The sequence below is a fragment of the Streptomyces sp. NBC_01294 genome (assembly GCF_035917235.1).
In the GTDB taxonomy this organism is placed as follows: Bacteria; Actinomycetota; Actinomycetes; order Streptomycetales; family Streptomycetaceae; genus Streptomyces; species Streptomyces caledonius.
In genome coordinates, this window is sequence record NZ_CP108424.1 from 248,647 (window position 1) to 274,953 (window position 26,307).

At 71.0% G+C, this 26,307-nt stretch carries 26 protein-coding genes and 4 pseudogenes; 14 read left to right on the forward strand and 16 right to left on the reverse strand.

Annotated elements, in window-relative coordinates; translation table 11 throughout:
* Window positions 1–241: 241 nt before the first annotated feature.
* Complete coding sequence (locus tag OG534_RS38300) at window positions 242–748, reverse strand: hypothetical protein (protein WP_326594293.1); 507 nt, start codon at window positions 746–748, stop codon at window positions 242–244.
* A gap of 535 nt (window positions 749–1,283) precedes the next feature.
* On the opposite strand from OG534_RS38300, the pseudogene OG534_RS38305 reads away from it, so the two are divergent.
* Window positions 1,284–1,792: pseudogene (locus OG534_RS38305) on the forward strand (HAD-IA family hydrolase); the annotation flags it as partial.
* 101 nt (window positions 1,793–1,893) lie between these two features.
* Here OG534_RS38305 and OG534_RS38310 read toward each other — a convergent pair.
* The 8 genes and pseudogenes from OG534_RS38310 to ku form a co-directional block, all read right to left on the reverse strand.
* Window positions 1,894–2,304, reverse strand: a complete 411-nt coding sequence (locus OG534_RS38310; protein ID WP_326594294.1) for a hypothetical protein — start codon at window positions 2,302–2,304, stop codon at window positions 1,894–1,896.
* Window positions 2,297–3,085 (reverse strand): heavy metal-binding domain-containing protein, encoded by a 789-nt coding sequence (locus OG534_RS38315; protein WP_326594352.1) that lies wholly within the window; start codon window positions 3,083–3,085, stop codon window positions 2,297–2,299. The genes OG534_RS38310 and OG534_RS38315 overlap by 8 nt, the downstream gene beginning before the upstream one ends.
* Before the next feature lie 76 nt (window positions 3,086–3,161).
* Window positions 3,162–3,995: a heavy metal-binding domain-containing protein gene (locus tag OG534_RS38320; protein ID WP_326594295.1), complete on the reverse strand. Its 834-nt coding sequence runs from the start codon at window positions 3,993–3,995 to the stop codon at window positions 3,162–3,164.
* Window positions 3,996–4,189: 194 nt separating this feature from the next.
* Window positions 4,190–4,828, reverse strand: a complete 639-nt coding sequence (locus tag OG534_RS38325; RefSeq protein WP_326594296.1) for a hypothetical protein — start codon at window positions 4,826–4,828, stop codon at window positions 4,190–4,192.
* A 330-nt stretch (window positions 4,829–5,158) separates the two neighbouring features.
* Window positions 5,159–5,582: pseudogene (locus OG534_RS38330) on the reverse strand (restriction endonuclease); the annotation flags it as partial.
* Window positions 5,583–5,732: 150 nt separating this feature from the next.
* Window positions 5,733–6,458: a peptidylprolyl isomerase gene (locus tag OG534_RS38335; RefSeq protein WP_326594298.1), complete on the reverse strand. Its 726-nt coding sequence runs from the start codon at window positions 6,456–6,458 to the stop codon at window positions 5,733–5,735.
* Window positions 6,459–6,906: 448 nt separating this feature from the next.
* A complete protein-coding gene (locus tag OG534_RS38340) occupies window positions 6,907–7,905 on the reverse strand; it encodes an AraC family transcriptional regulator (RefSeq protein ID WP_326594300.1) in 999 nt (332 codons plus the stop codon).
* Between the two features lie 543 nt (window positions 7,906–8,448).
* On the reverse strand, window positions 8,449–9,465 hold the full coding sequence (gene ku / locus OG534_RS38345) for a non-homologous end joining protein Ku (RefSeq protein WP_326594301.1): 1,017 nt from the start codon (window positions 9,463–9,465) through the stop codon (window positions 8,449–8,451).
* Window positions 9,466–9,704: 239 nt separating this feature from the next.
* Between ku and OG534_RS38350 the strand changes: the two are divergent.
* Window positions 9,705–10,318: pseudogene (locus OG534_RS38350) on the forward strand (HNH endonuclease).
* 6 nt (window positions 10,319–10,324) lie between these two features.
* On the opposite strand, the gene OG534_RS38355 reads toward OG534_RS38350, so the two are convergent.
* Window positions 10,325–10,621, reverse strand: a complete 297-nt coding sequence (locus tag OG534_RS38355) for a hypothetical protein (RefSeq protein ID WP_326594303.1) — start codon at window positions 10,619–10,621, stop codon at window positions 10,325–10,327.
* A gap of 493 nt (window positions 10,622–11,114) precedes the next feature.
* On the opposite strand from OG534_RS38355, the gene OG534_RS38360 reads away from it, so the two are divergent.
* The 3 genes from OG534_RS38360 (at window position 11,115) to OG534_RS38370 (ending at window position 12,652) form a co-directional block, all read left to right on the forward strand.
* A complete protein-coding gene (locus tag OG534_RS38360) occupies window positions 11,115–11,855 on the forward strand; it encodes a hypothetical protein (RefSeq protein ID WP_326594305.1) in 741 nt (246 codons plus the stop codon).
* Between the two features lie 108 nt (window positions 11,856–11,963).
* The gene (locus tag OG534_RS38365; RefSeq protein ID WP_326594307.1) at window positions 11,964–12,359 is read left to right on the forward strand and encodes a hypothetical protein; all 396 of its coding nucleotides are present in this window, start codon (window positions 11,964–11,966) and stop codon (window positions 12,357–12,359) included.
* Window positions 12,356–12,652, forward strand: a complete 297-nt coding sequence (locus OG534_RS38370) for a hypothetical protein (RefSeq protein WP_326594309.1) — start codon at window positions 12,356–12,358, stop codon at window positions 12,650–12,652. The genes OG534_RS38365 and OG534_RS38370 overlap by 4 nt, the downstream gene beginning before the upstream one ends.
* Before the next feature lie 35 nt (window positions 12,653–12,687).
* On the opposite strand, the gene OG534_RS38375 is transcribed toward OG534_RS38370, so the two are convergent.
* A complete protein-coding gene (locus tag OG534_RS38375) occupies window positions 12,688–13,350 on the reverse strand; it encodes a hypothetical protein (protein ID WP_326594311.1) in 663 nt (220 codons plus the stop codon).
* Between the two features lie 634 nt (window positions 13,351–13,984).
* Here OG534_RS38375 and OG534_RS38380 point away from each other — a divergent pair.
* Entirely contained in the window at window positions 13,985–14,242 is a 258-nt protein-coding gene (locus OG534_RS38380; protein WP_326594355.1) for a hypothetical protein, read from the forward strand.
* 329 nt (window positions 14,243–14,571) lie between these two features.
* On the opposite strand, the gene OG534_RS38390 is transcribed toward OG534_RS38380, so the two are convergent.
* Together OG534_RS38390 and OG534_RS38395 are read right to left on the reverse strand one after the other, a co-directional pair.
* The gene (locus OG534_RS38390) at window positions 14,572–15,111 is read right to left on the reverse strand and encodes a GNAT family N-acetyltransferase (protein WP_326594312.1); all 540 of its coding nucleotides are present in this window, start codon (window positions 15,109–15,111) and stop codon (window positions 14,572–14,574) included.
* Window positions 15,112–15,120: 9 nt separating this feature from the next.
* Window positions 15,121–16,401, reverse strand: coding sequence for a hypothetical protein (locus tag OG534_RS38395; protein ID WP_326594313.1), 1,281 nt, complete (start codon window positions 16,399–16,401; stop codon window positions 15,121–15,123).
* 229 nt (window positions 16,402–16,630) lie between these two features.
* Here OG534_RS38395 and OG534_RS38400 point away from each other — a divergent pair, with 229 nt between their 5' ends.
* From OG534_RS38400 to OG534_RS38420, 5 genes are all read left to right on the forward strand, one after another.
* Complete coding sequence (locus tag OG534_RS38400; RefSeq protein WP_326594314.1) at window positions 16,631–16,891, forward strand: hypothetical protein; 261 nt, start codon at window positions 16,631–16,633, stop codon at window positions 16,889–16,891.
* Window positions 16,888–17,100, forward strand: a complete 213-nt coding sequence (locus tag OG534_RS38405; protein ID WP_326594316.1) for a hypothetical protein — start codon at window positions 16,888–16,890, stop codon at window positions 17,098–17,100. Before OG534_RS38400 ends, OG534_RS38405 begins: the two co-directional genes overlap by 4 nt.
* A gap of 312 nt (window positions 17,101–17,412) precedes the next feature.
* Window positions 17,413–18,603, forward strand: coding sequence for a methyltransferase domain-containing protein (locus OG534_RS38410; protein WP_326594318.1), 1,191 nt, complete (start codon window positions 17,413–17,415; stop codon window positions 18,601–18,603).
* Window positions 18,604–18,612: 9 nt separating this feature from the next.
* A complete protein-coding gene (locus OG534_RS38415; protein ID WP_326594319.1) occupies window positions 18,613–18,861 on the forward strand; it encodes a DUF6087 family protein in 249 nt (82 codons plus the stop codon).
* 462 nt (window positions 18,862–19,323) lie between these two features.
* The gene (locus OG534_RS38420) at window positions 19,324–19,851 is read left to right on the forward strand and encodes a DinB family protein (protein ID WP_326594320.1); all 528 of its coding nucleotides are present in this window, start codon (window positions 19,324–19,326) and stop codon (window positions 19,849–19,851) included.
* A 149-nt stretch (window positions 19,852–20,000) separates the two neighbouring features.
* Here the strand turns inward: OG534_RS38420 and OG534_RS38425 are convergent, their stop codons facing one another.
* The gene (locus OG534_RS38425; RefSeq protein ID WP_326594321.1) at window positions 20,001–20,855 is read right to left on the reverse strand and encodes a hypothetical protein; all 855 of its coding nucleotides are present in this window, start codon (window positions 20,853–20,855) and stop codon (window positions 20,001–20,003) included.
* Window positions 20,856–21,004: 149 nt separating this feature from the next.
* On the opposite strand from OG534_RS38425, the gene OG534_RS38430 reads away from it, so the two are divergent.
* Window positions 21,005–21,379, forward strand: a complete 375-nt coding sequence (locus OG534_RS38430; RefSeq protein WP_326594323.1) for a hypothetical protein — start codon at window positions 21,005–21,007, stop codon at window positions 21,377–21,379.
* A 759-nt stretch (window positions 21,380–22,138) separates the two neighbouring features.
* Window positions 22,139–22,552: pseudogene (locus OG534_RS38435) on the forward strand (transposase); the annotation flags it as partial.
* Window positions 22,553–23,028: 476 nt separating this feature from the next.
* On the opposite strand, the gene tpg reads toward OG534_RS38435, so the two are convergent.
* The gene (gene tpg, locus OG534_RS38440) at window positions 23,029–23,370 is read right to left on the reverse strand and encodes a telomere-protecting terminal protein Tpg (RefSeq protein ID WP_442807277.1); all 342 of its coding nucleotides are present in this window, start codon (window positions 23,368–23,370) and stop codon (window positions 23,029–23,031) included.
* Between the two features lie 123 nt (window positions 23,371–23,493).
* On the opposite strand from tpg, the gene OG534_RS38445 reads away from it, so the two are divergent.
* The gene (locus OG534_RS38445) at window positions 23,494–25,188 is read left to right on the forward strand and encodes an FG-GAP repeat domain-containing protein (RefSeq protein WP_326594325.1); all 1,695 of its coding nucleotides are present in this window, start codon (window positions 23,494–23,496) and stop codon (window positions 25,186–25,188) included.
* A 317-nt stretch (window positions 25,189–25,505) separates the two neighbouring features.
* On the opposite strand, the gene OG534_RS38450 is transcribed toward OG534_RS38445, so the two are convergent.
* The gene (locus OG534_RS38450; RefSeq protein ID WP_326594326.1) at window positions 25,506–26,150 is read right to left on the reverse strand and encodes a hypothetical protein; all 645 of its coding nucleotides are present in this window, start codon (window positions 26,148–26,150) and stop codon (window positions 25,506–25,508) included.
* Window positions 26,151–26,307: the final 157 nt, after the last annotated feature.

Genomic DNA, 26,307 nt, shown 5'->3' on the forward strand with positions numbered 1-26,307 from the left:
GTGACCACGCGAGGCGGCGGGTGAGCAGCCGGGTGGCCAGGGCTTCAATGGCGGTTGTGGTGGTGACTGCCCGGTCTCCTGCGCCCTCTGCTGCGCCCGCCGCGGGAACGCGGTGATGCGGTGGGCAGATGTCCGTATGAAGTCGTCTTTCCGTTCTTGTCCTGCGGAGAGGGTGTGGTGGTACTGGCCTGCGAATGGCGGTCGGGAGCACTCCATCCGCCATCGGCCACAGGGCCCGCCCTCACGGACACCAGGAGCTGCCGCTCTGGCTCGCCCGGGCCTCCACCGTGTAGCCCTGCTCCCCGTCGAATGCCCAGGACACGCCGAGATGGGAGGTGGCACCGTCGATCCGCTTGGTGAAGCAGAGGCCGATCCGCTCGCCGTCCGGGTCGTTGCGCCCGGCGGGCTCGTCCGGCTCGGGCGGTGCTGGCAGCCAGCCGTTCTGGGCGGCGGCCGTCCGGTAGTAGGCGACTACGTCCGCCCGGCGGGCGGGCTCGGTGTACTCCCGGCCGACGTACGCGAAGGCGTCGTCGTCGTCGCAGCCGGAGAAGGACGCGTCGTCGGCCTGTGCTCCTTGCGGGGTGCCGAGCGCCCGGACCTGGGCGGCCATCGGCTCCTGCAATGCCGCGTCCGCGGCGGTGCAGCCGTAGATCCCGCCGTTGAGGGCCCACCAGCCACCTATGACGGTGAGTGTGCCGAAGACCAGTCCGCCCGCGACTACGGACGCTCCCACCCGAAGATCGTTCACGGGCGGGAGCGTACCGGTCGGCCGCGGCGGGGAGAACTTGGGCACCCGCACCATGCCGCCCCGGCCCCTCACGCGGAGTTAGGCCGGGGACCACTGGGCCGACTTGCCGTCCGAGGGGGCTGGGTCACCGTCATGGCGATGGGCGCTGAGGTGGACCCGATACGGCAGGGAGATCTTCGACCTGGCCACCAGGGGGATGCCAAGGCCGCTCTCGGGCAGATTTGCGCCCAGAGGAAGGGCTGGCTCCAGGTGGCGGGTCATGACGGTGGCCCTTCCGAGGCCACCGTCCACCTCTGATTTTTCGCCGAGGACCACGACCCGGCGCGCAGCCCGTGAACGAGGCGCTTGACCGAAGCCTCGAGTACCTGGAAGAACCGGTGGGCCGCCGCATCGACGGTACTGCCGGCTGGCTACGGAAGCGTGTTGTTGAAGACGGCGGGTGGCTTCTGCAGAGCCGTGGCCGCGAACTTGAACCTCCCAGAGCCTGTCGTGCCAGCGGTCTGGCCCGCCGACTTGTCGCTGGCGCGCTGGTGACATGATCAACAGACCGCCTCGGCCAGCACCCGCCAAGTACGTCCTGTTCGATGTGGACGGTACGTTGATCAATGCGGTGGAAAACCAGCGGCTGGTCTGGCGGGCGTGGGCGAAGCAGTACGGTCTGGACCCCGAAGAGGTCTACGAGACGGCTTTGCGTACCAGGCCTCTGGAGACATTCGCCTGGGTCGCTCCGCACTGCGACCCGGCGGAGTGCCTGGCGGCTCTGCACGAGTTGGAGGACGAAGACGTCCGATCCGGCATCTACGCGGCCTTCGACGGCGCAGCGGATCTGCTGGGCGCCCTGTCGGCGGGCTCGTGGGCGCTGGTGACCTCGAACTACGAACACCGAGTACGCGGCCGCTTCGCCCGGACCGGCCTGCCGGTCCCCGAAGTCCTTGTGGACGCGGCCGCCGTGGTGGAAGGCAAGCCTGCGCCCGCGCCGTATTGCAGGCCGCCATGCGGCTCGGTGCCGAACCCCACGACTGCCTGGTCGTCGAAGACGCGCCTTTGGACCGTCCCCGCCGCCGACGGCGGCGGCAGCCCGCGCGTGCTGGCCCCCGGCGCCTCCTCCCCGGCCCGGCTCGGCTGACGGGGCAAACCGGCGAAGTTCAGGCCAGGAAGCGCTCAAGGGCCTCGCGGGCACGGGCGTTCGAGGCGGCGACGCCGGCCAGGGACCGGGCCAGGGTGTCGATCCACTCGTCCAGGCCCACCGGGCGCCGTGAGAGCACGATGCCCCGGACCTCGTGGCAGACCGCCCCGGTCACCCGCCCCCGGTCCATCCGCAGAGAAAGCCGCTGCTCACCGAGCGCCACGTCCAGATCGGCGACCGAACCCTCCCGCCCGGCCACCCGGTCGGCGACGGAACGCCTGCGCGTGACCCGCACGGCGCCGGGCGGCAGCGAGTCCGCCAGGCTCGCCAACAGCACGTTGGCGTACAGGTCCAGGTCCGCGCTGTCCCGGCGCAGCGCCGCGGCCAGCAGTTCCACTTCCATCTCAGGCGTCCCAGGCATCTCAGGCATCGAGGCTCAGCACCATGGTCGGCCGGTCGATGACGTGGTCGTCGCGGAGCGGGCGCACCGCCGTCCCGATCGCGAAGAACTCGGTGGTGTGCGACCCCCAGGTATGAGAGTGCTGCTGCAACTGCACCGCCACGATCCCCTCGGCCTCCAGGGCGTTCCCCTCCGCCTGCATGCGGCTCATCGCCAGCCCGCGTGCGTCGTAGAGCGCCTGGGTGAACGGCTCGATCTCGACGTTGCGGCCCGCGTTGCCGAGTACTTGGCCGAACCGCTGGTGTGCCACGTGGTAGACGCACGAGCCCATGACCATGTCCAGTGGCGCGTACCCGGCCCGAACCAATGTCCAGAAGTCCTGGCCGGACAGGTTCGAGGTGAACGGCTTGCCCTTGTTGTTGAGCCAGGTCCCGCCCGGTCCGGGGTCGGCGCCGTCCGCCTTCACGGCCGTGCCGATCGCGATGAACTCGGCTATGTCCGACCCGAACTCCTTGAACTCGATGTCCAGGCGCACCCCCACGATCCCGTCCGCCCCCAGGGCGCTCGCCTCCGCCTCCATCCGGTTCATCGCCAGCTCGCGCGCGTCGTACATGGCCTGTGACAGCTTGGTCAGCTCCTGGTTCTTCGACCACCGGCCGAACTGGATGCCGACGTGGTAGACGGAGGTGCCGAGGACCAGGCCGAGGGGCCGGAAACCGACCTCGCGCACCAGCAGGAACTCGTTCACCGTCAGGTCCGAGGTGAAGAGCGACCCCTTCTCGCCCGGTTGTAGCTGCGCGAGCCGCCGCATCGCGTCCTCGGCCACGCCCTCCGCAGCCGGCCCTGCGGTTCCCCCGGCCGGCCCCTGCCCCGTTCGCTCGGTCATGTCAGCGCTCGCGCTCCAGTCTCATGATGGTCAGTGTCCCGGGCCCGGCGGGCCGCTCGGAGCGGCGGAACCGGGCGATCGTGGTGCCGACGAAGACCGCCTCCGCCGTGAGGTCGCGCGCGCCTTCGATTCCGGGGCATTCGCTCTCACTCACCGTCAGCTCCGGTCCCTCCACCACCACCCCGTCGCCACCGTGCTTCACGGCCTCGAGGGCCAGTCGTCCCCGGGCGTCCTGGCGGGCGTGGTGGAGCAGCCGGGTGTACGCGGGGACTTCCTGGTTCTCGGCGGTCCACGCTTTTCGGCGGGAGGTACGCCAGTCGTCGTGCCGGGTCGCGAGGGCGATGCCGAAGGCGAGACCGGTGGGAACCCATCCGCGGTCCATGAGCTTGGCGACGTCCTGGCCGCTGAGGTGCGAGGTGAAGGGAAGACGCGGTCTGATGCGCGAACGGGCCCGGACCGCGGTGCCCCACGCGGTGAACTCCAGACCCCCGGCGGGGAACTTGCCGACCCGCAGCGTCACCCCGACGATCCCGTCACCGCCGAGCGTGCGGCACTCGGCCACCGCGCGGGTAAGGGCCAGCGTCCGCGCCGCGTACATCGACTGCACCGTTTGCGAGGAGGACGACACCCGCATCGAGGAGGACCACTCCGCGCCGCAGGTGCCCGCCCATTGGCCCGGGCTGTTCCAAGAGGACCGGTTGAAGACGGCTGTGCCGAACACCTGCCCGACCGGATCGAACCCGACGCCCCTGACCGCGGCGAACTCCTCGGACGACAGCGTCGAGTTCCAGGTGCCACGGACCTCCGGCGGACCGGTGTCCCGTCCGTGCGTCATCGGCTCCCGTGCCATCGACCTCTCGACTCACTACTGACTGGGTGGATCGCCTCGCCCGTTTGGCAGCGTATGTCATCGAACGGATCAGCGGAACGGTGACCAAGGGCTCCGCCGCCCAATCCCGCCCCGGAACACGGGAACGCAAGTGCAGGACCGCCCTGCGGGCCCTCGGGGGCCGTCCCGATTGCCCCACGTCAACACGGGCACGGTGGCTCACCCCGGCCCGCCCGCCCCGTTGCCACCGGGCACGCCACCCGCCGCCCGCCCCACAGGCACGCGGTCACGCCCGGCAGTCCGCGCGGACGTGTGCATTCCGCAGGGGCCGCCGCCCTCCGCGGGCCTTGCGGCTTCTCGGTGGCCAGGCCGTCGAGCTGGCGGACGAGTTCGGTGAGGAGCCCGGTGAGGTCCGGGGGGAGTTGGACGGCCGCGTCCCGGATCGCCGACAGGTGTGCGTCGTAGTCCGCGACCGGCCCGGACAGGTCGACGTCCGCCTCGTACAGCGGCTCGGTGGTCCAGTCGAGGGGGTACTCGGCCATGGCCCGCCAGCCGCACGAGCAGGTCCCCCGCAGGAGGGCGGCCCGGGGCCGGCCGAACCGGCCATCATAGGCGTGCCACTCGGTCGAGGACGGCAGGGACGGTCCGCTGCCCACGTCGAAGTAGACCGGGCCCGGCTCGCTGCCGTCGGCCAGCAGCACCCCCACCGCTCCCTCGTGCGCGGCTCCCAACGCCTGCAGCACCCTGTCCGTGACGACCATCTCCTCCTCGTGGCGCGGGGTCGGGCTGGCCGAGAGGCCGGTCCACGACCTCCAGGCTGCCCCGACCGGCCTGCCCACGCACAGCGTTTCCCCCCACAGCGGCCCATCGAGCGACGCGGAAACCGGCCGCCCGGCCTGGGACGCTCCGACTACCCTGGCCAGCAACCGGGCTCCAGTGGCCTCGCCAGCCCCGCAGCACAACACCGGCGGCGGGGCTTGGCCGTCCCCTTATACCGATGTGGACTGCAGGGCGGCGCGACGTCGCCTGGCAGCGGGCGCCGGCTGCGCGACAGCGGCAGTAACGCCCGCGGTGGCGGGTGCGGCCATGGCCTGCTGTTGCGAGCGCCGGAAGAGGGCGGCCCCTTCACCGGGCTGCTGCCGCCCGGGGCCCGTTGCCGGGGGAGGGGCTCAGGACAGCGGGGTCGGTTTGCGGGGTGGGGGTACGGCGCGGAGGAGTTCCCACAGGGGGCGGGATCCGGCGGCCCACTGGGCGAGGAGGTGGCGGTCGACCAGGTGCAGGCGCTGCGACTTGGCGAAGGTGACGGCGTTGCTGGTGATGCGGCCGTTGGTGAGCATGACCAGCACGTCACCTCCGTGGACCTGACGTCCGGTGCCGTTGAGGACGTGGAGGTCGGGGGCCGACAGGCTTCCCGGACCAGCCGGCCTTGTGGTGCTTGCACTGGATGACCCAGCGCCGGCCGTACGGATCGGTGGCTTTCACGTCCGCACCGTTGTTGCCGCGGCCGCCGACCTGCAGGGCATCCGCGCAGCCGTCGCGGTGCATCAGGTCCCGCACGGCGAACTCGAACTGCCGGTGGTGCAGCCGGTCCAGGAGATCCTGCCGGACCAGGAAGCGGGCCTCCTGGTCGGCTCACGACAATGGCCCGCTCCCGCTCCCGCTCCCGCTCCACCACCACCCCCACCCTGGCCCCCGGACAGACGCCACCGCAGCGGCCGCGGCTTTGGCGCGGCCGCGGGGGAGTCAATGCCAGCAGGACGGCCGGACGCGGAGCAGTTCGGTCCGCAGCACGGGTGTGCCGTCGACCGGCGCCGGGTCCTCCGCGGTCGGCTCGATTCCTCCGGCGGCGGTTTTGTCGAGTGTTGCCAGGCCGTCGGGGCCGACCGTGCCGAACACCGTGTAGTTCGGGCGTAGTGCGGAGTCGCCGTAAACGACGAAAAACTGTGAGCCGTTCGTGTCCGGGCCGGCGTTGGCCATCGCCAGCAGGCCGCGCCCGTACAGGCGGCGCGCGCCGGTCGGATCGGTCGGTGCGGGTGGCAAATCCACCGGCAGCTCGTCCTTGTACTTGTACCCGGGCCCTCCCTCACCGGTACCGGTCGGGTCGCCGCACTGCAGGACCTTCAGCGTCGGATACGCCGTCAGACGGTGGCACACCGTCCGGTCGTAGAACCCATGCCGTGCCAGGTGCAGAAAACTCTGGACCGTGCACGGCGCCTTGGCCTGGTCCAAACGCAGTGGGAGCGGACCCTGGCTGGTCGGAACAGCCATGTCAACCGTGCCACGGCTAGGGGTGCGCCGCGGGTCAGGCGGCAGCGGAACATGACGCGCGGGCGGCTCGTCCGGGGTCTGTGTGTACTGGCAAGGGCCGTGCGTGGTGCGCGGCGGAGCGCCGTCGGAAGCGGTGGCGGCACTTCCCCCGGACACAACTAACGTCACGGCCGCAAATGCGCTGATCAGTGCTCGGTTCATCTTGCGCGCCCTCCTGATGATCGCCAGGTTTTGGAGCGGTCGCAGTCTAGGACGTGGTGTGGTCGGCGGGAATGGTCAACGACAGGAGGCCCGCGAGGGGCGCTGGTCCAGGACCGCGGCGGTCGGACCTGGTGGCGGTCGCCGGGCAGCGCCCCGGCGGCCTGGCCCTCGACGGCGAGCTCGTCGTCTGGGACCCCGCGATCGGCCGGCTGTCGTTCCAGGCGTTGCAGCACCGCCGCCCGCGCCCGCAGCGCCCCGGGCCTGGCCGCCCGGTGGTCGACCTACTCCATCTCCTTCGACCTTTTGAAGCTCGACGGCGAGCAGCTCCTACGGCGGCCTTACACCGCGGTCAGGCAGAACTGCCACGTCGACGGACGAAGAGAGATCGCCCTGCACACGGTGGCGGCCAGCCCAGTGGCTGGGAGAGGGCCGGGGCACCCCCGCCCCACTAGGAGGCGTGCGTCCCGGCCAGGTTGTCCGCCCGGGCCTGCCCGCGGAAGGCCGCGGGCGGCAGGCCATAGGCCTCGCGGAACGCCCGGCTGAACGCGGACGCGTGCCGGAAGCCCCGCCGGGCGCCGATGACGTGCACGGGCACCTCCTGGTGCAGCGGGTCCGCCAGGTCCTGGCGTGCCCGCGCGAGCCGCTGGCCCTGAAGGAAAGCAGCGGCCGTCGCCCCGTCCCCCGCCTGCTGGAACACCCGGTGGAGATAGCTGACGGAGATGTGGTGGGCGGCGGCGATCGCGGGGACGTCCAGCAGCGGATCGTCGGCGTTGTCCCGGATGAAGGCCATCACGCGGAGCGCCAGGGCACGCCGGTGCGTCTCCGGGGTCAAGGACCGGTCCGCTTCGAGGACACCGGCGAAGAGCGAGGCGACGAGATCGGCCAGTACGCCGCTCAGGCGCGGGCCCTCGGCCGGACGGTACGACCGGCTGTCCTTGGTCACCTGGTCGAGGAAGGTGGCCAGCAGGGCCCCCATTCCCTCCCGGGCCGAGATGCGCTTGCCGATGACCCGGCCAGCGGTGTGCGGGGGCAGCGGCAGCAGCGCCTTGGGTACCTCGACCCCGATGATCTCGACGGAATGCGGGCCGGAACTGATCTCGAACGGCCGTGACGTGTCACTGGTGTGGATGTCAAACACACCGTGCACCACGGTGTTCTTGCCCAGCGTTACCGCTCCCGCCCCGCGTTTGATCAGCGAGAGGTGGAACGCCTCGGGGTCCGACCTCGCTATCAGCTTCGGTGTGCGCTGGAAGATCAGGGGACGGCATTCCATCGGATAGACCGTGATCCCGCCGAGCGAGATGACGCGCTGGTTCACCCAGAAGTCGGCGGCGTGCTCACTGCGCATCTCCATGGGCGCATGCGTCTCCGACATCAGGGCCCGCCAGCTCTCGAAACGGTCGGCGGGCGCTAGTTCCGCGCTGCGGAACGTTCTCTCGGGCAGCATGATCACGGGTTTACACCGGCCGTGGCGGCCCGCGCAACAAGAGCCGGGGCCCCGGGGCGCGGGCGGCGGGGCGACTCTCCGTCAAGACACTGTGCACGCCGGGCCAATGCGCGGTGCTCCAGGGCTTGGCAGAGTGGGCGCCGGAGGGTCGGTGAGGGGACGGGAAACCGGAGCCCCCGCCGACGACCGGGGGGCCTCTCGCGGTCCCGGCACTGAGCTGACGCCGCCCGAGGACGGGGGTTTCGGGCGGCGTCAGCTCAGTGCCGGGACCAGGCCGTCTAGACGCTTGTGGCAGCCCCGCGTGGGGCGGGGCTGCCACGAACGGGGAGTGCTGACTACTTGGCCAGCCGCTTCGCGATGCTGATTCGTGCGTGGTCGTCCCGCAGTTCGCGCGGCCAACGCTCATCGACACCACGGCGGCGTCTTCCGCCACCCGCTCAGGTTCCAGCGGCTGCGCTTGGACATGGGCGTGGAGGATGTTCTGCGGTTCGGAACCGGGCCGACCGAGGCCGCCGGTTGAAGGGCCGAACGTCTCCCGGCTGCTCAGCTGCTCTTGGCGTGGGCGAGGGCGTCGGCGAGTTCGTCGTGGCTCATGCCGGATCGGCCGCGGATGCCGGCCTTGGTGGCCTTCTCGTACAGCTCCGCCTTCGTCAGCGACTCCAGCGACCGGGAACGGGAGGTTCCCGGAGAGCTGGTGGTGCGCTTCTTCGCGGCGCCCGACCCCTTCCCGGCGCTCTTCGCGCGGGTGGTGGAGGTGCTGGCCTTCTCGCCGGTGTCCTTGGGGCTGCGGGCGCGTTCGACGGACGCGCGCAGGGCCTCCATGAGGTCCACGGCGCCGGTGGCCTTCGGCGCGGGTTCGGCCTTCTCGACCGTCTCGCCGGCCTGCTTGGCCTCGATGAGGGCGGCGACCTTCTCTTGGTAGACGTCGTCGTATTCCTTTGGCTGCCAGTCGATGGCGAGGGCGTCGATCAGCTGGTGGGCCATTTTCAGCTCCCCCGCGCTCGCCTTGCCGGTCTTGGGCAGGTCGGGGATTTCCTGGTGGGGGTCGCGGATCTCGTCCGACCAGTGCAGTGTGTGCACGGCCAGCAGTCCCTTCTCCGCCTTCAGAGCGAGGAGGCACTCGCGGCCGCGCATCACGAAGGTCGCGATCCCGGCCCGGCTGGACTCCTCCAGCGCCTGCTCCAGCAGGCCGTAGACCTTGCTGTACTCCTTGCCCTTCGGCCCCAGGTAGTACGTCTTGTCGAAGAAGATCGGATCTACGGTGTCCAGGTCCACGAACCCGCTGATCTCGATCGTTTTCGACCGCCCCGGAGCGATCTCCTCGAGCTCCTCCGGCTCGACGAGCACGTACTCCTCGCCGGTGTCGTAGCCCTTGACGATCTCCTCCAGCTCCACCTCCTTGCCGGTGCGCTCGTTCACCCGCCGGTTGCGGATCCGGTCGGAAGTGCCGCGCTGCAGCTGGTGGAAGTGGATCGTGTGGCTGTCGGTCGCGGTGTACAGCGCGACCGGTATCGAGACGAGTCCGAAGGAGAGGACCCCGGTCCAGACGGGTCTGGCCATCGTTGATCACCACCCTTGACCTGTGGTGCCGTCCTGCCGGGGCGTCTTGCCTGCGCAGGGCCTGATCACCCCTGCCGGGACAGGGCCGCGGCGCGGGTAGTCCCAGCAGACCGCGGGGGCCGCTGGCCGCAGGGTGCAGTGGCGTTTCGCCGGTGAACTGGTGTGCGCGGGCGGGTGAACCGAGTCGGGGTGGCCTGTTGGTGACGGTGCGGGGCCGGTACAACCGGTCCATGATGATCATGAAGCGGTCCGCTGTCGCGGCCGCCGCCTTCGCCCTGACTCTGTCTCTGCCCACGGCCGCGCACGCGGCCGCACCACCCGCCACCCCGGCTCCGGTCGCGGCCGTCGTGCCGCAGGTGTTGCCGATCGGGGTCGCGGTGTCCGCGTTGCCCGTCGCGGTGGAGGACCGGACCGGCTACCAGCGGACCTCGTTCAAGCACTGGAATGCCGGTGATGTTCCGGCCGACGGCTGCAACACCCGCCAGGAGGTCCTCCTGGCGGAGGCGGTCGACTACCCGGAGATCGGTCCGGGCTGCGCGCTGACGGGGGGTATGTGGGTCTCGTACTACGACGAGGTCTCCGTGACCGACGCGGCGGGAGGGCGTACGCGAACGACCAGGGCCAGCCGGCCTCTCTGGTGGCGGTGACAGCCCGCTCGAACAGGAGCAAGGCCGACCAGGACCCGGCGCAGTGGCTGCCGCCAGCCCCGGACGCGCTGTGCCGGTACGGCTCCGAATGGACCGCGACGAAGCTCTGCTGGGGCCTCGCGGTCGACGAGGCGGAGCGGGACCGGCTGCTGGACATCGCTGCCGGTTGTGGCGGCACCGACGTGGAGTTCACCCCCGCCCCGTAGGCGCTCTCAGCCCGCCGGCCCCGCCACCTGCGGGGGTGAGGCGTCGGCTGTGTTGTCGAAGAGGACCAGGAGCCACTCATCGCCTCGGGTCTCCACGGTCAGGCCGGCTGTGCGGAGTGCTGCGGCCATGGCGAGGCCGAAGGCGTGCCGGAGCCCGGGCAGATCATGGGGCGAGGGCCGGCGGCCGCGGCGAGGGCCGCGCCGCCGGGGAGGCGGGCTGACTTCGTCGGGCAGCCAGCCGACCATGACTCCGCGGGCGTGCCGGATCAGGTGCACGGAGTCGTCGCCTGGCTCCTGGCCCACGGCAAGATCGCCGTCCCCATGGAAGCACCGTCCGCCGCCCTGGTCGTCGCCGTCGCCGGGGGCGGGACGCGCCGGTTCCGACTGGACGACCCGCACCTGCTCCTGGCCGACGACGCCGCAGACGAGGACCGCCTCTCCGGCTGGTCAACCAACGAAGACGCCGACACCCTCGCCGCCCTGTCCGCAGGCACCTTCGGACTGACCGTCAAGCACCTGGCCACGCCCGGGACGCCGCCCCTGGCCGTCCTCGGAGAGGCACGCGTGATCGACCGGTTCCGGTCGGGATCGGGAGGCCTGCGCCTGACGCCGGCCTGGCCGGCCTGGCCGGCCTGGCCGGCCTGGCCGGCCTGGCTGCGCGGCACCGCCGCGTCAGCGCCGGCGTCTCCGGCGGGTCGGCGCGCAACCATGCCGTTGGGCCAGGGCCGGGACCGGCGCTTCGCGAAGGCCGGACCGGTGCGTGGGTCCGGCTGCGTTCCGTGGATACTGGCGGCCGATGGCTTCCGACCGCGCGACGCGCCTTCGCCGACTCGCCCGTACGCTCAGCGAACGGTTCGGCCTCGACCTCCACCGGCACGGTGCGGTCGAGGCCGAGTGGTCCGGCTCCGCACGCGCGTGGACGTTCGCGTGGACCGACGGGCCGACGGTCGCGCAGGTGCGGGCAGCCTGCCGGGAGGCCGAGCCGGCGGCGGGCGAGGGCCTTCGGTACGCGCGAAAGCTCTCGCAGGACGCCGTCGCACTCGGTGCCGTCCGCCTGACGATCTGCCCCACTACCGGCACGAGCCGTCGCCCCCTCCTCCGTCCGGCCGACATCGAGGCGCTGCTGAGGGACGAGCCGTTCCCGATGCCGCGCACGGACCGGGAACGCGCGCTCGTGTACGCCGTGGTCTACGAGATCCACGACGCGCACCACCGCAACCAGGCCCGAGCAGAGGACATCTGCGGGCTCATCAACCAGTACGGCTTGGCGATGCTCCTGCGCCGGTGCGGAGCCGAGCTGTCCTCCGTCGAGATCCTGACCGCCCACTACGCGGCCACGCACGCCCACCCCGCATGGCGCTACCAGCTGGCCCCCATGGACGCCGCCGTACTGTTCCGGGCGGTCCGGGAAGACCCACGGGCGTCGGCGGAGCTCATCACTGCCGCTCTTGCCCTCCTGCCAGGGCTGCCTGCCGAGTTCGCCGCAGCCGAGGACGAACTCCGGGCCCGTCTTGAGCACGCCGCGCCGACGGCGTAGTCAGGGGCAGGCAAGGGCTGTTCCCCGCCCGGCCGGGCGTCGGCCCCGGGCGGGGTTCGTCCCGGCGCTCGGCCCGCACTGTCACACCCCCGTCATACGCTGCCCGCCATGAGCGTCTCCCTCTACTACAGCGCGCACCGCACGACACCACTGACCGAGGCCGAGTCGGCCTCCATCGCGCACGTCGTCGCCGCACACATTGCGTCGTTTCCCTACAGCGACGAGGAAAGCCTGTACGTGTACGACCGTGCGGCCGGGCCTCAGGAGATCGTCGCCGGGTCCACCAAAATGCCGCTCGATCCCGGTCGCCTGATGCCGGTGATCGCCCATGTGCTGGATTCCGTCACGGAGTTGCGCCGGGCCATGCCGGATGCCGACTGGCGTGTGCACATGGACGACCTCGACGTCCCGTGGGACGAGGCCGAGGGGTACGCCCTGCCCGGAATGCGCGACGCGGACCTGATCGCGGAGTTCGCCGCAGTCCCGGACGGGGCGGCGGGATGAGCGAGGAGAGCGCGAAGAAGTCCGCAGACGCCTTGCCGCCCACGCCGGAGCAGCAGCGCCTCATCGAGTTCGGCGAGGCGCTGTACCGCCGAATCGCTCCGGACGCCGAAACCGGTCACGTGCTGCTGCCCGGGGACGGTGTGGTGGCTGTCGTGCACCGTGTGCGGGGTGGTGGCACGATCCTCGTGGCGGCTGATCGCTCGGTGCTCTTCTTCGGCTCGGCGCTCGACATCAGTGCCGCCCTGATCGACTTCCGGGCCGGCCGGCGCACGCCTGTGGAGAAGTTCCAGTAGCGGAAGACACAGCGCAGGGACGGCCCCGCTTCTGCTCAGGCCCGGTAGCCGATCGACGCGATGGTGTCACCGAGCTGCTCCAGCGTCACGGTGGGGTTCAAGGCGACGACCAGCTCCGACGTGAGAGGCCGCAGCTCGTACACATCGATGACTGCGTCCAGGTCCACCGGAGTGCGGTAGTACCTCTGCGCCCATGCCTGGTACGTCTCGGGCGTCCCCTCGACCAGGCGGCGAAAGAGCCAGTCGGACCCGTCCGGGACCAAACGGCCGCCTTCGAAGTCGACCTCTCCCGTCCGCCACTGCCCGTCAGTGTTCTCCCGCCACAGGCAGACGGTGACGTGCGCAATGCCATCCAGATGGAAAGCAGGTTCCTCGACGCAGGACCGGAAGACCTCCGGGACGGTGTCGACCACGCCGGGCCACGGCGTCCCGTCGCCCGCGTACGGGCTCATTGGAGACTCGTGGTCGAACCCGCGGATGTACGCTCCGGCCGCCGAGAAGACGATGGAGTACGTATCTCCCCCGCCGTTGTCCATCGAGGCCAGTTCCTGCGTCGCGGACCAGTGGGCGTCGAACCGGTGGTGACGCAGGTACGGTGCGCCGGGCTGGAGGATCGCGTCCAGCATCGCCATCGACCGGCACAGGTTTCGCAGGGTGGCGATATCCGGTAGTCGGCGAGCGACATCGCGAGCGTTCATCGAGCCATCCCACCACACGGCGATGGAAGGGCGGCCCGGAGCCCCAGTGCTCAGACAGCACCCGGCCGCCAGGATGACTGGGACCCTTCGCGGGTGGGGACCGTTGCCAGGGGGGTACGACCAGATGGGTCGCGGCCCGGCGGAAGGAGAACCAGCGGTGAACCCGCGACGATTCCTCGGCGGCACCGCGCTCGGCCTCGCGCTGAGCGGCGCGGGCTGGGCCGTCCACCACTACGGCGCCCGGTACGGCGGCCCCTTGGCCGGGCTGCGGCCCGGCCGCGTGGACGCTGCTGCTCGGCGCCGTGGCGGTCCTCATGATCACCTGCGTCCGCATGGCCCTCGGCCCGAGCCGGCCGTCCGGCCCCCCGGGTGCGCTTCCCGGGCCGTGGGTGCCGGAGTCCGACGAGGTCCGCTCATACGCCGTGAAGATCTCCAAGGACACGGGCCCCAGAGCTGACCCGCATCAACTGGACGGGGGAGCGGTGGTGATGACGGGCAGGCAGCGCCGTACCGGCGCTGGCGTGCTGGCGGGGACGGTGCTGGCCGCATGCGGCTGGTGGGCCGACCAGTCCGGGTACGGGACCGCGGGCCTGTCCCTGAGCCTGCTGGCCGGGGCCGCGGTGCTGGCGGGTGCGTGGCGCTCGGGCGCCCTGCACCTCCCGCGTACCGCTCCACCCCCGCCGGGCCCGGCCCCGCGGCCCGGGGCTCGGAGCGGGCGAAGGCGGACCAGGAGCGGTCGCTGCGGCTCCTGAAGGCGATCGACGAGGCTGCCGACGATGGGACCGGGCTGCCGGGGAAGTTGCCGGAGTTCGAGTGGAGCGTCCTCCACGGGGTGGCCGGAGCCCCGGGCCGGGAGTACCCGCCGCCGGGTCACGGCTACCAGCGCGCGTGACCGGCCGCCGATCGAGGGGCGGCTTGTCGGCGGGGCCAGGCAGAATGCGGAGGATGGACTTTCTGGCGGCCTTGCTGGCCGAGGGGTCGACTACCTTGCTGTCTGCCCTACAACCGACATCCCTATGGCGAGGGGCGCCTCGACTGTCAGGTCAAGGAGGGAGCCGGCACTCTCTGGCAGCTAGCTGTCCACCCCGCACCGCCGTCCTGCAGGATCGGCACGTTCCTTGTCGCGGCCGCGGAGATGCCGATCAGGAAGGTCCAGCGGCTCAATGCCCGCATCGCGGACGAGGACGAAGCCCGCAGGGCCGTCGAGGCGATCATCTAACATCAGGGCCGCAGTGGCTTGATCATGGATCGGTACACGGGTGCCCCATCCCAAGGCCGGGTAAGGCCGATGAGCGTGTATCCGAGGCGCTCGTACCAGGCGGCGGCCGGCGCTTCGGGGCGGACGGTGAGGGTGACCCGCTCGGCGGTGACTCCGTCGAGCAGAGCGGTGTGCAGGGCCCGGCCGACGCCGTGGCCGCGCCGGTCGGCGAGCACGGCGAGTTCCATCACGCCGAAGGTGCGGTGTCCGTCCTCGCGGGTGAACTCCTCGGGCAGGTCGGTGTCCTGGAATCCGGACCACCATCCGGTGGTGGACGCGAGGGGGAGGCCGTAGGCGAACCCGGCGAGCTTACCGGCGTCGCGGGCCAGGACCAGCCGGAAGCCGGGCGTCTTGTGCTCGCGCTGGTAGCGCTCCAGGAACTCGGCGACGTCACGCGGTCCCTCCAAGTATGGGGGCTCGGCGAACACGGCTTCATAGACGGGGGCAAGGTCGTCCAGCTCCCGCCCGGCGGCGACAGGGTCGGTGACGGTGGTGTATTTCACGGGGGCTCCTTATCGGGCGGGGCGGACACGGTCCAGCTCGCGGCGGGCCACGGCCAGCGATTCCCGCGCCCGTCCCGAGGACACTTCGGTGAGCAGGGCCTCGCCCTGCTCGATGTGGTGTGCAGCCTCGTCGGCGTCTCCCGACCGGGCGAGCGCTCCGGCGAGTCCGGCCCGCTGCAAGGCCTCGTTGCGGGCGTAGGTGGCTTCCTGCCGTTCCAGGGAACGGCGCAGCCACGACACGGCAGCGCGGTGATGCCCGGCCGCGGTGAACAGCTCGGCCTGTGCCGAGGCGAGTTCGGCGGGGCCGTGGAACAGCGTCCAGTCCGGTGCCGGCCTGGACCCGCGGTCCTTCTCGTACAGGCGGGCCGCGTTGGCCAGCGTGGTGCGTGCCGACGCCGAGTCGCCGAACATGGCCAGCGCCCGTGCTTCCCGGGTGGCGAGGATGGACAGCAGCGACGGCGGCGCCCAAGGCGCGGCGAGTTCGGCGGCCTGCCGGGCGTGGTCCAGCGCGGGCCGGGGCTGTTTCTCCCGCAGCTCCAGCAGCGCCATGGACGCGAGCACCAGGACGCCGAGGGAGTCGTCACGCAGTTCGGCCGCCGTCTCGCGCGCCTGTACCCAGTACGAGCGGGCACGCGCGTGGTCGCCGGCATCGAACGCCAGCCACCCGACGTGTTCGGCAGTCTCGCCGGAGATGAGCCTCAGCTGGCGACCGATCGTCTCGGGATAGGACCCGGTATCGATCAGGCGCCGCACGCGGGAGAGGTGGGCGGCGGCGAGCGGGCCGACCGTGGCGCCGCCGAACCGGTCGTCGAGCCCGTACAGCGAGGCGAGGCCACGGCGCAGGTCGGTCACGGTGTCCGTGCCGATGAGGGGCGCGTCGTAGGCGGTGGCGGGCGCCGCTATTCCGGCCACGCCGAGGGCGATGCCGCCCGCGGCGGCCAGGATGGTGCGGCGGTCCTGCATCGGATCGGGCCTCTCGCGGAGTTCGGGGATCGGGTCCAGCACCGCCACGGGGGCCGTGACAGGGTTGCGGCGGTGCTCCGGAACCCGGAAGCCAGCCTGTTCCAGGGGCACGCCGAGCATCGCTTCTAAAACCCGTTGACGGCCCGGCTGCGGGCACGGCGGTGCCGGCGCTCGCCACCGGCGGATCTGCCGGTCGGTGACGTCCTCGCGTTCACCGATCCGGGCCGCGACAGCCGCGTACACGCGGATGAACTGCTGGGGGCTACGCCACCCGAAACCGTCGACCAGGTCCGCGAACGCCCTTGGCTCCTCCGCCGGTTCGGACATGACGCCCCCTCGCATTCCGTGGTGTGACCTCTCCTCGCACGGTAGAGCCACCCGGCCCGGACTTTCAGGCGCACCGGGGGAGAAAAGTCCGCCTGAAAGTCCGGCACAGCCCACGCCCCACCTTGCCTGTCACCGGTTGACTACGCACAGCACATCCCCCCGAGGGTGCGTCCTGGCCTAGCAACGGGGCGCACTCCCACCCCAAGCCGACAGGCAGGAGGCAACGGACGTGATCAGGAACGACACGAACGTGTGGGTGCGGGAGGACGGCGACCACCACCTGTTGGGGCGGGAGGTCATCCACCCCGCAACGGAGCGCACCGGCACCGTCGGCACTGTGTTCATCCGTACCTCCAAGGTCACCGGCAAGCCGGTCGGCCGGACCGCGCACATGCGTCCCATGGATGGCTCGGGGCGGGAGTGGACGGCCGACCCCCGTGAGCTGGAACCCTTGCGCCTGCTCGCTCCGGACGTGGCGGGCGCCCGGTGAGCGGGCCCCGGGCGTGGGTCGGCGACCAGGTCAAAGACGCCGCCGGACACGGCGCCATCGTCACGGACGTCCGCGAGAAGGGCCCGGGCCCTGTGCCGGTGTGGGTGCTGCGGCCCATCTACGGCGGCACCTTCCACCAGTGGGAAACAGATGCCCCGGACACCCTCATCGTGATCCGACGTCGTGCCGAGCGGATCGCCGACCCCTGAGGCGGCCGCGCGGCGGGGCGGCTGCCGAGGCGGCCTTCCCCTGACGCTTCGGCACCCCGACCGTGGGGCGTACGACCCCGGCCGGCCACCAGGCCCGGCCGGTACCGCACGACCGAGAGGAGTACCGCCATGGCCAACAACAGCGGGAACAGCGGGAGCGGGAGCGGGAGCGGTGGAGGGAGCGGCAGCGGAGGAGGAGGTGGCGGAGGGAGCCACGGCGGAGGGTCCGCGCCGATCTCCACCCCGCCCCCACCGCCGCCGTCCAATCCCGACACCAGCACGCCCTCCGGTGGCGGGAAGCACCGGTAACCCATGACCGTCATCGCACACCAGGAGCGCCCCAGCCGTACCGAGCTGGGGCGCTGCCTCATGGAATCCGGTGCCCTCTCCTCCGACTGGGCGCCCGCCTTCGCCGACGTCGACCGCGCGGCGTTCCTGCCTCCGGTCATGTGGCCGTTCATCCCGGCCGACCGCCAGCAGACGGCCGGCGTCCTTGCTGCCCGCGCGGTGACCGTGGACCGGCGCACGGATCCGGCCGCCTGGTACGGATACGCCGATAGTGACCTGTCCGTGGTCACCCAGTGGGACGACGGCGCCCATCGCGGCACTAATCCGGGCACGGTTCCGACGTCGTCCAGCTCCCAGCCCTCGGTGGTGTTCCGCCTCCTCGCCGCCCTGGATGCCGATGCCGGGATGCGCGTCCTGGACGCGGGCACCGGCACCGGCGAGACCGCCGCCCTTCTGGCGCACCGGTGCGGCGCCGCCAACGTCACCACCATCGACGTGGACCCGGCTGTGTCGGCGGCGGCGCGGGAGCGGCTGTGCACCCTCGGCCTCTACGCCGAGGCGGTCACCGGCGACGCCCTCGCCGGCCACCCCGACCGCGGCCCGTACGACCGGCTGCTGTGCACGTTCGGCGTGCGCAGCATCCCGCGCGCCTGGGTGGAACAGGTCAGGCCCGGCGGCGTCATCGTCGCCCCGTACGGCACGCACTACAGCAGCCGCGACGCCGCCGCCCGCCTCACGGTCCACGCCGACGGCACCGCGTCCGGGCCATTCGTCACCGCGGTGGAGTTCATGAAAGCGCGGTCGCACCGCACGGTTTGGCCGGACGTCGAGAAGTACGTCAAGGAGTGGCCGGGCTCGACCGGCACGGCCGTGCAGCCCGACCAGCTCGCCGAGGCCCACCACGCCATCAGCCTCGCCGTCACCCATGTCGCGCACACCACCCACACCGAACCCGACGGCGCCCCGGCCGCCTGGTGGTACTCCCTCACCGATCACTCGTGGGCGGCGGTGCGGTGGCCGGAGGGGTACGGGCCGGGCATCGTCTACCAGCACGGCCCGCGGCGCCTGTGGGACGCCGTAGAGTCGGCCTGCGGGTGGTGGGAGGCCCAAGGCAGCCCCGTCCTGGACCGCTTCGGCCTTACGGTGGGTCCCGACGGTGAGACACCATGGCTGGACGCCCCCGGGAACCTGCTCCCCGGGGCCCGCTGGCGATAGGAGAGCGACGTGGACGCCGACGGGGAACCGCTGGCTGCGTGGGCCGAACGCCGCGACCGCCGGCGGGAGTCCGACAGGCAGATCACCGGCCGCCGCCGAGCCGAACCCCTGGACCCGGCGGCCCGCGGCCGAGCCGCGCATCTCGCCCCCGACGCCCCCCGCGTCCTCTTCGAGCTCGAGGAGGAGTCCGGCGAGTGGCTGCCCGTCGGAGTCGCCGACAACGCTGCCGAGGCCGCAGCCTTCATCCACGGGTGGTGACACCACCGCCCCACCCGAACCATCCGGCCCCCCTGTGCACCGTTGCAGGGGTTTCTCTGTGCCGAGTGCCTCGTTCCGCTGAATGCCGCTGTCCCGTGCAATCCAAATCCGTGGTACCTGGTTGACCAGGCCGCGAGCCGATGGCGGAGCGCTTGAGCATGCCATCTGGCACCGCTCGTCAACCCCCTGCTCAGCCGAGATTGGTTGGACGAACGGATTCGGGCCGCCGCCGAGAGTGTGTGCCGGCACTCGGGTACGACTCGTCGCCCGAGGGGGCGGCCGCGCACCTGGAGCACCCACGGGCACCGCTGGGGCAGGTGTCCGCACCGGTCGTTGCCTGAGAGCTGCGGGAGCGGACCCCTGACGCGACGGCCAGAGGGAGGGGCCGTTGTCTCCCTGGTGCGCGCGCACCACCCGCAATCGAGGACACTTTCTGGCCTATATGCCTCCTACGGTTTGCTCATGACCACTTCGTCGCAAAACCCGACCCCACTTCTTCGAGGCGAGCGCGGTGAGCTTCTGCATGCGCTCTCGGAGCAGCGGGAGTTGCTGCTGATCACGGTTCGCGGCATCACCGACGCTCAAGCCGCACAGCGCACGACCGCGAGCGACCTCACGCTGGGCGGGATCGTCAAGCACATCACCCGAGGCGAGCAGGTGTGGATGCAGATCATGGTCAAGGGGGACGGAGAGCTGCCGAAGGGCATGCTGGACATGGGGCAGTACGGCATGGCTGACGACGAGACGCTTACCGGGCTGCTGAAACAGTACGCAGCCGCGGCACGGACGACCGAACAGGCTGTGGCCGACCTGCGGGACATGGACCGGCGCGTGCCCCTACCGAGCACTCCGTGGTCTCCGCCGGAGACGGTCTACTGGTCCGCCCGCCGGATCCTGCTCCACCTGATCAGGGAGACCGCCCAGCATGCAGGGCACGCGGACATCATCCGGGAATCACTCGACGGAGCCAGCACCACCGCTCAACGGTGATCGCTCCAAGGAGACCGAGTCAGGCGACTCGGTTCGCCGGCCCCACGCCTGCCTTCACGCTCTCCGGCCCTCGGCGACCATCCGCTCTGCGAGCGGCCCGGCCCGGCCCCCAACCGGGAAACCGGCCCGGGTCTCTTTCGCGTCCCGCGTCAGCCGGTTCGCACCGCCGTGACCGTGAAGCGCTCCACATCGGAGATGTGCCCGCCGGTGGACGCGACGATGGTCAGCACCGGGTCACGGGCGCCGGTGAACGACACGGTCGCATTCCAGGGCTGCGCGCTTCCGCCGGCCGGAATGCAGCAGGAGGTGCCGATCGGGGCCGTGGACGAGGGCTGGCGCACGTCCACGCGGATGCTCTCGTCCACACCGCTGATCCGGCCGCCGGTCCGCACCGGGGAGCGCACGACCGATCCGTAAGCGGGCGTGGTCAGCGAGAACGTCGTGTCGTCGGTGCCCACGACCTCCCACGGGGCGTCCGGGCCGGCGCCGTACCGTACGAGGTGGATGACCGCGACCGTGCTCCTGTAGCCCTCGGCGCCCGGGGGCAGGCTCAGGCCCACGCCGATCCGGGCATCGCGGCCAGTGACAGTGCGCGAGGAGACTCGGCCGACATCCTTGAACCCGAGGTAGCCCTGGGTGAAGGAGAGAGCGGTCTGCTCCGGGTCGAGATGCCAGGGCTGGTGGCCCCCGGAGCGGAATTCCCGTTGCCACGCCTGGGCTTGGGCGAGCGTGGGGAACGGCCACACGGGCTGGAGGAGCGCCGAGCCGAGGGGCGGCGTGCCACCGTCGGGCCCGGGGGTAGTCGGTGCGGGCGTACCGGGGGTGGTACCGGGCGTGCTGGGTGCGGTCGGAGCCGGGGAGAGCGCCGAGGACGTGCCCGGCACGACGGACGGGGATTCCTGCGGGGGCGATTGCCCACCGGAGCCGCCGCAGGCGGTCAGCGCACCCAACGCGGCTGTCACGAAGAAGTGGGTGAGTCGGGCGAGTGGGAGCCGAATGTTCATGTTGACCCCAGGAAATCGGTACCGAGCGTCGGCACCGTCCGGGCTCATGGTGCCACCGGTGGAGGTCGGCGGCGAGAGGGCCAGGAACCGGAAAGTTCCGGCGCCGCCGAGGCGCGGGACAGGTCCCATCCACGCGCAGCACCGCGGACATGCGCCTGCTGTTCGGCTGGGTACCGGTCGACGACCGCGCCTGGGAGGTGCAGACCCCGCCAGACGCGGAAGCGTTCGCGGCGGCGGCCGCGCTGGACGAGGACGAGATGGAGGCGGGCTTCGTCGAGCAGGTGGCGGCGGTGGAAGTAGCCGCCCTTCGGCATGATCAGGTCGTCGCCGTCGCACTGCCCCGGCCGGCAGCCCCCTGCCCGGCTCGGGTTCCCTTCGCCGCCGGGGAGGATCAGGGACGGCCGGTGCAGGGGGAAGACCGCCCCCGCGCGTACGGAACGGAATACGCGACACCTCAAAATGCGAACCCACCGATCCCGAGGGGAGTGCTCGACCGGCAGGGTCTGACGGAGTTGACCTGTTAGTGAACAGGCATGGCGCGTGCTTCAGGTATGCAGCGCATACAACGTGTCGGCACTGGCGCTGTAGACGATGCCGTCGTCCACGGCTGGAGACACACGTGGGCAGTGCTCCATGAAGGACCAGCGTTGTTTCAAGGCTGGTCGCGAAGCCAGTGGCCCCGACTGCAGGGTAGAGGCCCAGCGGGTGAGCGGCCGCTGACTGCGTTTCGTTGTCGCCACGGCGACGTCCTCCAGCGCTGCTGAAGCACCGCCCCCGCTTGCTCGTCGAGTGCCCCGCCGACACTGACCAGGACAGAGCTGCCACAGTGCTGGATGTCCGTGGTGATCATCTGATCTCCTTCCCCCGAAGGCAACGGGCCCGCGGGGCCACCATCCTGGCCCGGCGCGTGACGGCGGCGGTGCGAGGCGCGCTGACGCCCGGCTTCCCGACAGCGAGAGAAGAGGCGCTCTACGCCATGGCGGCGGCCGCGGCTTCCAGGACAGCGCGCTGCACGGCCACCGCGCGATCCTCTTCACCTCCGCAGGCCACGGCGGCCGACTGCTTCTGCAAACCCGGCGCGGCTCCCTCGTCCAGGACAGGTTCCCCGTCCTGGTCGCCGTTGCCGGGTAACTGCCCGAGCGAGGACCTGGGCCTCGACGGCGGGCTCGTCGTCTGGGACACCACCGCCGGCCAGCTGCTCTTCGAAGCCCTCCAACGCCGTGCCACCGCCAGCGGCAGGGGCACCGCCGGATGCTGGCTGGCGGTGGCCCGGGACCGAGCGGATCAACCGGCGCCGCAAGGGCATCGACCACACCTGGGCCGCCTTGAGAACGCTCCGGGCCGCCCGCCCGGACGGCGCCCCGATCTACGTGATCCTCGACAACCTCTCCGCCCACCTGAACTGGAGAATCCGCAGGTGGGCGGCGAAGAACAAGGTCGAGCTGTGCTTCACGCCGACCTACGCCTCCTGGGCCAACCCGATCGAAGCCCACTTCGGACCGCTACGGCAGTTCACCCTGGCCAATTCGAACCACCCCAACCACACCGTCCAGACCCGGGCCCTGCACGCCTACCTGCGCTGGCGCAACAAAAACGCCCGCCACCCCGACGTCCTCGCAGCCCAACGACGCGAACGCGCCCGCATCCGCTGCGAGAAAGGGCTCCGCTGGGGTGGACGGCCGCTGAAGGCGGCCTGACCCTTCACAGCCGCCAGGGTCACCCAGTCTCAGCGTCGGCCGGGCGCCGGTGCCCGCAGTCGATCTCGTTGCCGGCGACATCCGTGACATATCCGTGGACCCCGTTGAAATGCACCGTTACAGAACCTGGCCGGTAGTCCACCTGGAAGGGCTCGTTGCCAAGTGTCGTCCCCGGCCAGGGATCGCCTTCGGAGGAGCCGATCGTCCAAACGACGAAGGTTTCACCGGGACGGAGCCAGTGGTCACTCCCGTAGCACTCAAGGACCAACTCCAACAGCTCGGCACCGTTGTTCCGAACCCGTAGACGTGCCACCGGTGGATCCTGCGCCGTCACTGTTCCTCCATCACCAACCGACCCTCCTGCCCCAGCAGAGTACGCAAGTGCCCCCTCAGCGGAACCGGCGAACCTTCCCGGTCACAGCACTAGCGCGCTTCGGCACGCCTGTCCGGGTGGACGCGACCGCCCGGCCCTCGTCTCAGAAGGAGACGTCGATGTAGTCGATGTCGGTGAGTTCGACTTCGAGGTGGTCGGTGCGGCCGCCGTCTTTGAAGTACACCTCTTGCAGTCCTTCGGCGACGATCGCGCGCAGTTCCTGGTCGCCGGTTCCTTGCTGCTGGGCGTCGAACAGGCGCTGTGCGTAGGCGGGTGGGAGGTGGACGGTGAGGCGTCGCATGCGGCCGTCGTCGGTGCTGCCGACGGGTGCGGGGTACCCGAACCGCAACTGGGCCTGTGAATGGAGTCGCTGTGAAGCGACCCTATTCGTTGTTAGGGGCACGGCATTCGCTGCACGGACGGAAATAGGGAACCGTTCACGCATGGATGCGTGTCTCCGAGCACACAGCAAGACGTGTCCGGGCGGGGCCCGGCTCGATCCTCAGGGGGGATCTTGACTTCATCGCACTGCGGACGATTACGAGCCCTGGCTGCCGGCGTACTCGCCTTGGCCGTCGGCGCCCTGGTCACCGCCCCGAGCAGCGCAGCCGAGCAGCACCGCATACCCGGCTCCGCCAGCGCCCTGCCCGCGGCCGGCCCGAAACCGGAGTCGGCCTCCGGGCCCGCACCGCGCAGCGACCGCCAGTACCCGAGCGTCGTCCTGCCCGGCCGCGCCACGGAGCCGGCGCGGGTGGCCGCTGCCAAGCCGCGGCACGACGTCGACGGCGACGGGCTCAGCGACATGATCGTGATGGAGTACGACCAGAGCACGGGCGTCTACCTGTCGTCGATCTCGGCCTGGAGCGACTACGCGATCTACAAGACCGACCCCGAGGCCTCGTTCAAGGACCTGCTGCCGGTGGGTGATGTGGGCGGTACGGCCAGGCCCGAGCTGCTCTCCCTCTCCTTCGACGGCGTCCTCACGCTCTACGAGGCCGGCCTGAAGTCCACGTCGGCGCCGCTGTGGTCCGGCGGCGGCTGGCAGAAGTACAACCGCCTCATCGCCACCGGCGACATCACCGGAGACCACCACCCCGACCTGCTGGCCCGCGACCACGCCGGCGACCTGTGGCTCCACACGGGGACCGGAACGGTCAGCAAGCCCTTCGACTCGCGGGTCAAGGTCGGCTCCGGCTGGGGGATCTACGACCAGATCGTCGGCGCCAGCGACGTCGACGGCGACGGCATCGGCGACGTCCTCACCCGCACACTGACCGGCGAGCTGTGGTTCCACAAGGGATCCGGCAGCGCCACCGCCCCGCTCAAGCCCCGCGTCAAGGTCGCCACCGGCTGGAACACGTACAACGTCATCAGCGGGCCGGACGACGTCGACGGCGACGGCCTGAGCGACCTGGTCGCCCGCAACCGTGACGGCTTGCAGTACTTCCACAAGTCGATCGGTGGAGGCAAGTTCGCCGCACCCACGTACTACGGCAGCGGGTGGGAACGCAACAAGTTCATGGTCGGCGCCGGCACCACGCAGCTCTACGGCAAGGGTCAGAACCTCATGACCCAGACCAACAACACCCTGGCCAAGTACTACGCCCTGGCCAACGGCGACTACCTCTCGCCGCCGACCAACGCCGGCACCGAGACGCCCGGGTCCCGCAACACGTACGCCACCGGGCTCAACAGCCACAACCACGCCAGTTACGTGCAGAACATCGGCAGCGACCTGTACATCCGCGGCCAGAAGGTCAGCACGACGTGGAACTACACGCTCATGGTCGGCCCCGGTGACCTCACCGGCGACGGCAAGGGCGACCTGCTCAGCCGCGACTCCGCCGGCGTCCTGTGGCTGCACCCCGGCGACGGGGCCTTGTACACCAAGCTCGGCACACGCATCAAGGTGAGCAGCGGCTGGAACGCCTACAACGCGCTCGTCGGCGCCGGCGACTACTCCGGCGACGGGCGGCCCGACCTGCTCGCCCGGGACACCTCCGGCCGGCTGTTCCTCTACAAGGGCACGGGGACGTCCACCGCGCCATTCGCCGCCCCGGAGCAGATCGCCACCGGCTGGAACGTGTACGACATGCTGGTCGTGCCGGGTGACATCGACGGCGACAGCAAGGGCGACGTGCTCGCCCGCCTCCCGAACGGCGTCATGTACCTGTACACCTCAACGGGCAACGCCGGCACCGCGACCTTCACCGCCCGCGTGAAGTTCGGCACCGGCTGGAACATCTACAAGAACATGATCTGAGTCCCGCGGCCGCTCGGCGGCCAGTCCGCGATGAGCGACGGCGCGGGCCCGTCCACCGGCACCAGCCGGCGGGCAGGCCCGCGTCCGTTGCGCTGCCGTGGCCCGCACGGGCCGGCATCGAGGCGCCCGCGACGGCCAGCGCCCCGAGGAGATGGAGCGGCGCCGCGAGCAGGACCTGCTCCGCGACGAGGACGCCTGAGCGCAAGCGGTACCACGCACGCAGAACCCCGGCCGGGCCCGTAGTCCCCAGGCCGGGGCTCTGTCACGCGGTCGCCGCCGGCTCGGCCCCGCACGGAGGCCGCTGTCGACGGCACCGCTCAGGGCTGGGCCTTCAGCGGGCCCAGCTTGGGGATCAGTGTCTGGAGGAGCCGGGTCATTCGGGTGAAGGAGTTGTCGATGTCGGCGTCGGTCAGCGGCGCGCTTGGCTTGGCCTCGACCTGGCACTCGAGATTGCCGGTCCGGACTTTCATTCCGATGGTGGGACTGTTCGTGTTGCGGTACCGGAATGCCTGGTCCCCCAGGCCGGTGACCGTCTCCCGGGCCTCGTAGAGGACCTTCATGTTGAGGTCGAACTCCTTGATGGCGGTGTCCACGTCTCTCCAGGCGCTGCAGTGAACGGTGACCTTCGCCGGGTCCGTGCCGCCGCGGGACATCGACTGCTCGCACACGGAGCCGGAGACCCGCTCCGGTTCGAGGCCGGTGTTGTATCCGTCGCGTGCACCTTGGAGCTGGAACACGTCCGCGAACTCCTTGAAGTCGAGGTGTTCGCAGATGTAGCTGGGCGGGGGGTAGTCGCCCGGCTTGACGGTCGTCACGCTGGCGTCGGGTGACGGGAGGCTCTCGGTCGGTATGGTCGATGAGTGGGAGCCCCCGGAGGCTATCGCCAGCCTGATCAGCAGGCCGACGGCGACGAGCGAGGCCCCGATCAGCGCCCAGACCTTGCTACGGCTCGTATCTGACATGGCGCCCCTTCCCCTTCGATGTCTCAGGACACCCGCACGCTACCGAGAAGCACTGACAGAGCATCAGTACGTGTCGTCGGTTGGCGTTGACATTGTGGGCGGGCCCGGATCCGGACGACGTGGGTGTGGGGCTGCGGCCATCCTCGGCACTGGACCC